8 protein-coding genes are annotated in these 9,166 nt (G+C 71.9%); 2 read left to right on the top strand and 6 right to left on the bottom strand.

Translation table 11 applies throughout. From position 1 onward, the window contains the following. Positions 1-336: 336 nt before the first annotated feature. Positions 337-2,367, top strand: coding sequence for an NACHT domain-containing protein (locus IF83_RS0111300; protein WP_078843366.1), 2,031 nt, complete (start codon positions 337-339; stop codon positions 2,365-2,367). Positions 2,368-2,783: 416 nt separating this feature from the next. On the opposite strand, the gene IF83_RS0111290 is transcribed toward IF83_RS0111300, so the two are convergent. Then, the gene (locus IF83_RS0111290) at positions 2,784-5,309 is read right to left on the bottom strand and encodes an ATP-dependent Clp protease ATP-binding subunit (RefSeq protein WP_030543967.1); all 2,526 of its coding nucleotides are present in this window, start codon (positions 5,307-5,309) and stop codon (positions 2,784-2,786) included. A gap of 477 nt (positions 5,310-5,786) precedes the next feature. On the opposite strand from IF83_RS0111290, the gene IF83_RS0111285 reads away from it, so the two are divergent. Then, the gene (locus IF83_RS0111285) at positions 5,787-6,374 is read left to right on the top strand and encodes an SCO3374 family protein (protein WP_394297313.1); all 588 of its coding nucleotides are present in this window, start codon (positions 5,787-5,789) and stop codon (positions 6,372-6,374) included. Here IF83_RS0111285 and IF83_RS0111280 read toward each other — a convergent pair. The 5 genes from IF83_RS0111280 to IF83_RS0111260 all read right to left on the bottom strand — a co-directional run bounded on the left by IF83_RS0111280 (position 6,353) and on the right by IF83_RS0111260 (position 9,124). Beyond that, complete coding sequence (locus tag IF83_RS0111280; RefSeq protein WP_030543965.1) at positions 6,353-6,691, bottom strand: histone-like nucleoid-structuring protein Lsr2; 339 nt, start codon at positions 6,689-6,691, stop codon at positions 6,353-6,355. The genes IF83_RS0111285 and IF83_RS0111280 overlap by 22 nt on opposite strands. A 261-nt stretch (positions 6,692-6,952) precedes the next feature. Next, positions 6,953-7,471 carry an amino-acid N-acetyltransferase gene (locus tag IF83_RS0111275; protein ID WP_030543964.1) on the bottom strand — a complete coding sequence of 173 codons (519 nt, stop codon included), beginning with the start codon at positions 7,469-7,471 and terminating at the stop codon, positions 6,953-6,955. Positions 7,472-7,480: 9 nt separating this feature from the next. Further along, the gene (locus tag IF83_RS0111270; protein WP_030543963.1) at positions 7,481-7,876 is read right to left on the bottom strand and encodes a BlaI/MecI/CopY family transcriptional regulator; all 396 of its coding nucleotides are present in this window, start codon (positions 7,874-7,876) and stop codon (positions 7,481-7,483) included. Positions 7,877-8,018: 142 nt separating this feature from the next. Further along, on the bottom strand, positions 8,019-8,207 hold the full coding sequence (locus tag IF83_RS0111265; RefSeq protein ID WP_030543962.1) for a hypothetical protein: 189 nt from the start codon (positions 8,205-8,207) through the stop codon (positions 8,019-8,021). 47 nt (positions 8,208-8,254) lie between these two features. Next, a complete protein-coding gene (locus IF83_RS0111260) occupies positions 8,255-9,124 on the bottom strand; it encodes a hypothetical protein (RefSeq protein WP_030543961.1) in 870 nt (289 codons plus the stop codon). Positions 9,125-9,166 lie beyond the last annotated feature (42 nt).

The raw sequence follows: 9,166 nt of genomic DNA, 5'->3' as shown, positions 1-9,166 counted from the left end.
GGACACCGAAAGATGTCGAGCTCGCCGCATAACCTCAGCACCCCGAACCATCCCAAACCCGACAGGGTGTCTTGACGGAAGACATAGAGGCACCCCCCCCGAGAGCCGTCCCGGCCCGTCCGGTCCCGGCGAAGCCGGGCTTCTCCGCGGCCGGATCCCCGGAACGGCCGCCCGCCGCGCGCCCCGCCCCCGCGCACCGCCGTTCCCGCCGAGCCGTTCCGCCGAGCCGTTCCGCGAACCGGCGCAAGCCGGTTCACACAGCGCTCCGCTCCCCTACCCTGGGTGCTCGGAGAGAGCTGTAGAGCTGTCGCCACAGCCACTACGGGGGGACGGGACATGCATCCCGAGGACGCCGCGTTCGAGGAGCGCTACGCCCAGGAGATCATCGCCGGACACAACCACCTCACCATCTACGGCATCGACCTGAACCACTCGCCCGACACCTGGCCGCTGGACGCCGCGTATCTGAGCCTGGAGGCGGAACTCGGCCCGGACGGCAGCGGAGCGGCGGGCCCGCAGCCGCACCCCGCGCTCCCCGCCGAACAGGCCCTGGCCGGCCGGGACAAGGTGCTGCTGCGCGGGGTGGCGGGGTCCGGCAAGACCACCCTGGCCCAGTGGCTGGCGGTCTCCACGGCCCGCGACGAACTGCCGGACCAGCTGGAGCAGCTCCGCGCCCGCGTGCCCTACGTCCTGCCCGTGCGGCGCTTTCCGCACAAGGGGTTCCCGGCCCCGGAGGAGTTCCTGTCCGCCGTGCGGCATCCGTGCGCCGAGGACCAGCCACCGGGCTGGGCCGCCCGCGTCCTGGCCGACGGGCGCGGGCTGCTGCTGGTCGACGGGATCGATGAAGCCCCCGAGGGCCTCCGCGAGCAGCTCCGGGCCGAACTGCGGGCGCTGATCGCCGCGCACCCGGGCAACATCTGGCTCGTCACCTCCCGTCCGTCCGCCGTGCCCGACGCCTGGCTCGCCGCCGACGGCTTCACCGAGCTCAAGCTGGCCCCGCTGAGCCGGGAGGGCGTGGCCGCCTTCATCCAGCGCTGGCACGCCGCGGCGCGGGCCGAGAAGCCCAAGGACCTCCACCGGCTGGACGAGTACGAACACACCCTGCTCCAGGCCGTGCGGTCCACCCGCGAACTCGGCCGGCTGGCCACCAACCCGCTGATGTGCGGCCTCCTCTGCGCCCTGCACCGCGACCGGCGCGGCTATCTTCCGCGCGGCCGCCGCGCCCTGTACGACGCCGCGCTCTCCATGCTGCTGGAGCGGCGCGACCGGGAGCGGGACATGGCCACGACGGACGGCATCGACCTGGCCCAGGAGTCGAAGGTCCAGCTGCTCCAGAAACTGGCCCACTGGATGCTCGTCCACGAGCGCTCGGAGATGGACGTCGGCACGGCCGTGGAGATCCTGGAGCACCATCTGCCGGCGATACCCGAGGCCCTGAAGCAGGGCGGGCCCGCGGAGATCTACCGTCATCTGCTCAACCGCACCGGGCTGCTCCGGGAGCCCACGCCCGGCTCGGTGGACTTCGTCCACCGCACGTTCCAGGACTATCTGAGCGCGCGGGCCGCCGTGGAGCGCCACGACTTCGACTTCCTCATCCGCCACGCCCACCAGGACGACTGGGAGGAGGTCGTCCGCATGGCCGCGGCGCTGGCCCGGCCCGACGAGTGCGCGAAGCTGCTGGACGGGCTGCTGGCCGCCCGGCCGGGCGCCAAGCCCGTGGAGTCCCGGCACCGCAAGCTGCTCGCCGCGGCCTGCCTGGAGCACGTCACCGAACTGGACCCCGGGGTGCGGTCCCGGGTGCACCAGTACACCAAGAACATGGTCCGCCCGACCACGGAGGCGGCCGCCCGCGCCCTCGGCTGGATCGGGCCGATCGCCCTGGAGATGCTGCCCGACCCGGCCGGCCTTCCCGACCGTGAGGCGTATCTGCTGGCCGTCACGGCCACGTCCATCGCCGACGACCGGGCCATCGACTACCTGGTGCGGCTGCGGCACCGCGAGTCCTGGCACATCCGGTCCCTGCTCGCCGGCGCCTGGCGCCGGTACGACACCGACCGGTACGCCGACGAGGTCATCGCCCACCTCGACGAGCGCGCGCTGGACTTCCCCGTCTCCGACCCGGCGGAACTGCGCGCGCTGCGCCGCCTCGGGGGCCGCCCGGCCGTCCAGATCGCCGGGCGGTTCACCCCGGGACAGCTCGTGGAGGGGCTGGTCGCGGAGAAGCTGACCCACCTGTGGCTCGCCTACGACCTGGGGACCGGCCTGGAGTGGCTCAGCTCCTTCCCGAGGCTGCACACCCTGACCGTGAGCCGCCACGCCCTCCCGGCGCACGGGGTCCCGGAGGGCATCCATGTGGTGACGGTCTGACGGGGGCCCGGCCGGGGCCGGCCGGCGGGCCGATGGGTTGAGCGGCTTCTGCGGCTCCCGCCCCGGAGGGGTCCGGGACGAGCGGGAGCCGGACCGGGACCGGCTTCCATCCGGAGACGATCAGCGTGCTCCCCGGCAGCGCACAGGTCCTGGGCACCGACCGCCTCCCGGACTCCGAACGGGTCATCCGGGCGGACCGGCCCGCCGACGGCGACCGGTCAGCGGGAAGCGGGTACGCGGCAGCCGGGCGGCCGTCGGACGAGCCGGCAGGCATGCGGGCGAAGACGGGGCGGGAGCGCCGGCGAGCGGACTCCGGACACGGAAGAGGGGCGGCCCCGGAACCGTAACGGTTCCGGGGCCGCCCCTCGGCCTTGCCCTGCCTGCCCGCTCAGCGCTTCGCGCGAGCGGTCACGCGGTCACGCGTCCTTGCTCAGGTTCGGGCCGGAGCCGCCCGCGGCGGACTCGATCGGCGGAGCGTCCGGCAGTGCCGACTTCTCCTCGCCGCGGAAGGTGAACTTCTTCTGGTCACCCTCGCCCTCGACGTCCACGACCACGATGTGACCGGGGCGCAGCTCGTTGAAGAGGATCTTCTCCGAGAGCTGGTCCTCGATCTCCCGCTGGATCGTCCGGCGCAGCGGCCGGGCGCCCATGACGGGGTCGTAGCCCTTCTTCGCGAGCAGCGACTTGGCCTCGCCGCTGAGCTCGATGCCCATGTCGCGGTCCCTGAGGCGCTCGTCCACCTTGGCGACCATCAGGTCGACGATCCGGATGATGTCTTCCTCGGTGAGCTGGTGGAAGACGACCGTGTCGTCGACACGGTTGAGGAACTCGGGGCGGAAGTGCTGCTTGAGCTCTTCGTTGACCTTGTTCTTCATCCGCTCGTAGTTGCTCTTGACGTCGCCCTGGGCCGCGAAGCCGAGGTTGAAGCCCTTGGAGATGTCCCGGGTGCCGAGGTTGGTCGTCATGATGATGACCGTGTTCTTGAAGTCCACGACCCGGCCCTGGGAGTCGGTCAGTCGACCGTCCTCCAGGATCTGCAACAGGGAGTTGAAGATGTCGGGGTGGGCCTTCTCGACCTCGTCGAACAGGACCACGGAGAACGGCTTGCGGCGCACCTTCTCGGTGAGCTGGCCGCCCTCCTCGTAGCCCACGTAGCCGGGGGGCGAGCCGAAGAGCCGCGAGACGGTGTGCTTCTCGCTGAACTCCGACATGTCGAGGGAGATCAGCGCGTCCTCGTCGCCGAAGAGGAACTCGGCGAGCGTCTTGGACAGCTCGGTCTTACCGACACCGGACGGGCCGGCGAAGATGAACGAGCCACCGGGACGCTTCGGGTCCTTGAGGCCCGCGCGGGTGCGCCGGATCGCCTGGGAGAGCGCCTTGATGGCGTCCTCCTGGCCGATGACGCGCTTGTGGAGCTCGTCCTCCATGCGGAGCAGCCGCGAGGACTCCTCCTCGGTGAGCTTGAAGACCGGGATGCCGGTGGCCGTGGCGAGGACCTCGGCGATCAGCTCCTCGTCGACCTCGGCGACGACGTCCATGTCGCCGGCCTTCCACTCCTTCTCCCGCTTGGCCTTCTGGGCCAGGAGCTGCTTCTCCTTGTCGCGGAGCGACGCGGCCTTCTCGAAGTCCTGGGAGTCGATCGCCGACTCCTTGTCCCGGCGGACGTTCGCGATCTTCTCGTCGAACTCGCGGAGGTCCGGCGGAGCGGTCATCCGGCGGATGCGCATCCGGGAGCCGGCCTCGTCGATCAGGTCGATCGCCTTGTCCGGCAGGAAGCGGTCGGAGATGTAGCGGTCGGCGAGGGTCGCGGCGGCCACCAGCGCGGCGTCCGTGATGGAGACGCGGTGGTGCGCCTCGTAGCGGTCGCGCAGACCCTTGAGGATCTCGATGGTGTGCGGCAGCGACGGCTCCGCGACCTGGATGGGCTGGAAGCGGCGCTCCAGCGCCGCGTCCTTCTCCAGGTGCTTGCGGTACTCGTCGAGCGTGGTGGCGCCGATGGTCTGGAGCTCACCGCGGGCGAGCATCGGCTTGAGGATGCTCGCGGCGTCGATCGCGCCCTCGGCGGCGCCCGCACCCACCAGGGTGTGGAGCTCGTCGATGAACAGGATGATGTCGCCGCGGGTGCGGATCTCCTTGAGCACCTTCTTCAGGCGCTCCTCGAAGTCACCGCGGTAGCGGGAGCCGGCGACCAGGGCGCCGAGGTCGAGGGTGTAGAGGTGCTTGTCCTTGAGGGTCTCGGGCACCTCGCCCTTGACGATGGCCTGGGCCAGGCCCTCGACGACCGCCGTCTTGCCGACGCCGGGCTCGCCGATGAGGACCGGGTTGTTCTTGGTCCGGCGGGACAGTACCTGCATGACCCGCTCGATCTCCTTCTCGCGCCCGATGACCGGGTCGAGCTTGGATTCGCGGGCCGCCTGGGTGAGATTGCGGCCGAACTGGTCCAGGACGAGGGAGGTCGAGGGCGTGCCCTCGGCCGGGCCGCCGGCGGTGGCGGCCTCCTTGCCCTGGTAGCCGGAGAGCAGCTGGATGACCTGCTGCCGGACCCGGTTCAGGTCGGCGCCCAGCTTCACGAGGACCTGGGCGGCGACGCCCTCGCCTTCGCGGATCAGGCCGAGCAGGATGTGCTCGGTGCCGATGTAGTTGTGGCCGAGCTGGAGGGCCTCGCGGAGCGACAGCTCCAGGACCTTCTTGGCACGGGGGGTGAAGGGAATGTGACCGGACGGGGCCTGCTGGCCCTGGCCGATGATCTCCTCCACCTGCTGGCGGACCGCCTCGAGCGAAATCCCGAGGCTCTCCAGGGCCTTAGCGGCGACACCCTCACCCTCGTGGATCAGGCCCAGGAGGATGTGCTCGGTGCCGATGTAGTTGTGGTTGAGCATCCGGGCTTCTTCCTGAGCCAGGACGACAACCCGCCGCGCGCGGTCGGTGAACCTCTCGAACATCGTTAATCGCTCCTCAGAGCGGTCGGGCAGATCGGGGACGGTCCCCTCCCTGTCCTTCCGCATGCTAGTCCCGCAACAGGGGACAGCTCATTCCATCTGCCGACACCCGTCCGGTCTCCCCCGCTGGTTACGGGGACGTAACTCCACAAGTCTCCTGCCCCGGACAGCCGACAACAGCTTCAACCCGATCGTGCGAGACGATGTTCCCGCAGGCCAGGCATCTATCCGCGTCGGCAGTACGCCGATGGCGAACGCCGGGCGGTGCTCCGGGCCCGCGACAACCGCGCTCCGTCCCTCCCACAAGGCAAGTCTTACCCCCGGGGACCGGCGGTCCATGCGGCGCGACCCCCGCCACTCAGCTACGGGCGAACACCATTGCGCCCCCTCGGGCGCCTCGCACGCCCCCGCAGCTACCACTGTGCGTACCCGTTCGCCAACTCAGCGTAACCCGCACGGTCCCGTTCAGTTGCTCCGGGCATGACGACCGCTCCGGGCATGACGACCGCGACCGCTCCCGGCCGGCCCCGCACGGTGCCCGCCGGCGCGAGCGCCGCCCGGGACTGGTACGAGCACGGCCTGGGCTGGCCGACGGCCGGCGGCGCCCCGCTGGAACTGCTCACCGGGGTGCGCTTCGACATCCTGGAGCTGCCCGCCGCCGCGGGGCTCGCCGCGCTGCGGCGCGTGCCGGACACCGGACCGGTCGCGCTGCACGGCTCGCGGATGCGGCTGCTCGTGGCGGCCGGGAGCGCCGAGGAGCTGCCGGAGCTGCTGCGCTGGCTGGAGTGGGACGGCGTCCCCCTGGATCTGAGGGCGCTCGGCGCGGGCGGGCGGACGGCCGCTCCCCTGGCCCGCGGGGCGGGCGACGGGCCCGTCTGGCTGCGCCCGCCCGTGCCGGGGCGCGAGGTGGAGCCGACCCTGCCCGCGGCGACGGTGCGCGGCGGGAGAGGGGCCGGGGGCGCCGGTGCGTCCGCCCCCGATCTCGTCCGGCTCCTGGGCACGGCGGCGACGGAGTGCCACCGGGCCCGGCTGCTGTGCGGCCGGGGTCAGCCGTTCGCCTTCTCGTAGGCCTCGCGCACGGTGGCGGGGACACGGCCGCGGTCGTTGACCTCGTAGCCGTTCTCCTTCGCCCAGGCGCGGATCTTCGCGGTGTCCTGGCCGCCGCCCGCGGAGGCCGCGCGCGCCTTTCCGCGGCCGCCGGCCGAACGGCCGCCGGTGCGCCGCCCGCTCTTGGTGTAGGGCTCCAGAAGACCCCGGAGCTTGTCCGCATTGGCGGTGGTGAGGTCGATCTCGTAAGTCTTGCCGTCGAGAGCGAACGTCACGGTCTCGTCCGCCTCGCCGCCGTCGAGGTCATCAACAAGAAGGACCTGAACCTTCTGTGCCACCGGATTCCCTTTCATCGAAAAAGCAGTACGACGGAAAGCAAACCGCCTTTCACGGAAAAACACAAACCCCCGGGTGCGGTTCAGTCCGTCATCGGCGCGGGAAAGGTGCGCGTTTCGGACATAGGGTATGGCTTCCGCCGGGGAAGGCATGGGGGAAGGACCGGCGAAGGGCCGGCGGAACGCGTACGGAACGTCTACGGAAGGCGCGGGGGGAAGGACTGCCGAAGACGACGGAACGAAGACGCGCGAATAACCGCGCGGTCACAGGTGCAGAAGCATCCGGCTGTTGCCCAAGGTGTTCGGCTTCACCCGTTCGAGCCCGAGGAACTCGGCCACGCCCTCGTCATAGGAACGGAGCAGCTCGCTGTAGACATCGCCGTCGACCGGGGTGTCGCCGATCTCCGTGAAGCCGTGCCGGGTGAAGAAGTCGACTTCGAAGGTAAGGCAGAAAATACGGCGAACCCCGAGGCGGCGAGCGGTCTGTACCAATTCCTCGAGGACCCGGTGGCCGACCCCGGAGCCCTTCGCGGCCGGATCCACGGCCAGGGTGCGGACCTCCGCGAGGTCTTCCCACATGACATGGAGTGCGCCGCAGCCGATGACCCGGGCGTCCCCCGCGCGTTCGGCCACCCAGAACTCCTGGATGTCCTCGTAAAGCGTCACCGTCGCTTTGTCGAGCAGGATACCGGCGCGGACGTAGCCGTCGATGAGACCGCGGATCGCCGGGACATCGCCCGTCCTCGCCCGCCGGACAGTGACCTCATTTGATACTGGGGACATGCACGGACGCTATCGCTCCGGGGCCTCGGGCCCCTCATCGGGACGGTCCAGCCGTACCACGCGGATGGCGTCACGGAGGTCTTCCCGCTCTTCCTCCGACATCATCCCGAAGAAGGCGACAAGGGCAGCGGCACGGTTGTCGCTGGTGGCCCACGCCTCGTTCATGAGTGCGGCGGAGTAGGCGGCCCGGGTGGAGACGGCCGTATATCGATAGGCCCGGCCTTCCGCTTCTCTGCGGACCCAGCCCTTCCGGCGCAGGTTGTCCAATACCGTCATGACCGTCGTGTAGGCGATGGGGCGTTCCCGGCGGAGGTCCTCCAGGACTTCCCGGACGGTGACCGGGCGGTTCCATCGCCACACCCGCGTCATCACGGCGTCTTCCAGCTCACCCAAGGGTCGAGGCATCCGGAAACCCTAGCGTCAAATACTGCGAATTCCGGCTATTCGGACAAGAAAAAGGGCGCGGCCCCGGGACACGCTGGTTCCCGGGCCGCGCCTTTTCGGCCGGTGCGGCCGGCGCGGCCGGTCACTACGGCCCGCGGAGCCGTCAGCGGGCGGCGCCGCCCTCCGGCGGCGTGCCGGGGCGGGCGGCCTCGGCGCGGGACAGCGCCGCGTCGACGGCGGCGTCCTCCTTGGCCTTGTTGGCTCCGCCCTGGCTCTTCACGATCGTCACGATCAGCGCGATGAAGGCCACGGCCATGACCGTGGAGGGCAGAAGCGCGGCAACGTATTCCATACCGACCAGGGTAACGAGCCGCGCGGGCCGCCGGGCCTCCGGCACCCTCAGCCGGCCGTACGGCCCTCCTCCGGCGGCTGGGGCGGCGCGGGGGCCGGGCGCCGGCGCGGCGGGAAGACCTCCGCGGGGGTGGGCACCGGGCGGGCCGGGGGCTCGGACTCGGGCCCGGCGGGACGCTCCGGCTCCGGCCGGCCGGCCGGGGGCTTCCCGTCGGGGCCGGTCTCCCGCCGCGGGCGGGGCCGCTCGGCCGGTTCGGCGGCCGTCGCCGCGCGGCGGCAGGGGAGGGCGGAGGGGGCGGACGGGGCGATGGGGACGCAGGAGCTGGCGAGGGCGGTGGGGGCCGGTACGGCGAGGAGGCGCCGGGCGGCCCGCCGGGCGGGGTCCGGCACGAGCACGGGCGCGGGCGCGGGCCGGGTGCCGTCCGGCCGGCGGTGCGAGGTGCCGGGCCGCTGGTGCGGGGCGGGCCCGTTCGCGGCGGCGGGGCGGGCGGTGCGCACCCCGGTCCCGCGGCGGCTCGCGGACGCCAGCCGCGCGCGGGCGCGAGCGGCGTCGGCGGGGCTCACCGCCGGGTCGGCGCAGAGCGAGCGCAGCGCGGTGAGATCCTCCTCCCCGAGCGGCCGGCCGGCGTCGGCGGCCTCCCGGAGACGGTCCAGATAGCCGGTGGACGCCCCCGGGAGAGCGGCCCGGTAGCGCGCCAGGTCGGAGTGGAGGAAGGCGCGCAGCCTGGCGCTCTCGCGCACCGCCTCGGCCATGTCCCCGGCGAGGCGCTCCAGTTCCCGGTGGACCCCGGCCCGCTCGGGGCCGGGGCGGACGGGGGCCGGGCCGGGCCGCAGGGCGAGGGCCAGAGCCCGGCGCAGGACGGACACTTCGTCGGCGCTGAACGCCAGGGCGCCGCGGGAGTCTAGAGGCATGGGCATAAGCAGTTTTTTACCACTAAACGGACATTATTCGCCGCGTGT

The organism is Streptomyces albus subsp. albus (assembly GCF_000719865.1).
GTDB classification, from domain to species: domain Bacteria; phylum Actinomycetota; class Actinomycetes; order Streptomycetales; family Streptomycetaceae; genus Streptomyces; species Streptomyces albus_E.
The sequence above is the reverse complement of the archived record's forward strand: the minus strand, read 5'-3'. Positions and strand labels throughout refer to the sequence as shown.

Coding starts and splice junctions, on each gene's coding strand:
- IF83_RS0111290 (WP_030543967.1), bottom strand. CDS start 5,309: ATGTTCGAGAGGTTCACCGACCGCGCGCGGCGGGTTGTCGTCCTGGCT.
- IF83_RS0111275 (WP_030543964.1), bottom strand. CDS start 7,471: ATGTCCCCAGTATCAAATGAGGTCACTGTCCGGCGGGCGAGGACGGGC.
- IF83_RS0111270 (WP_030543963.1), bottom strand. CDS start 7,876: ATGCCTCGACCCTTGGGTGAGCTGGAAGACGCCGTGATGACGCGGGTG.
- IF83_RS0111285 (WP_394297313.1), top strand. CDS start 5,787: ATGACGACCGCTCCGGGCATGACGACCGCGACCGCTCCCGGCCGGCCC.
- IF83_RS0111265 (WP_030543962.1), bottom strand. CDS start 8,207: ATGGAATACGTTGCCGCGCTTCTGCCCTCCACGGTCATGGCCGTGGCC.
- IF83_RS0111300 (WP_078843366.1), top strand. CDS start 337: ATGCATCCCGAGGACGCCGCGTTCGAGGAGCGCTACGCCCAGGAGATC.
- IF83_RS0111260 (WP_030543961.1), bottom strand. CDS start 9,124: ATGCCCATGCCTCTAGACTCCCGCGGCGCCCTGGCGTTCAGCGCCGAC.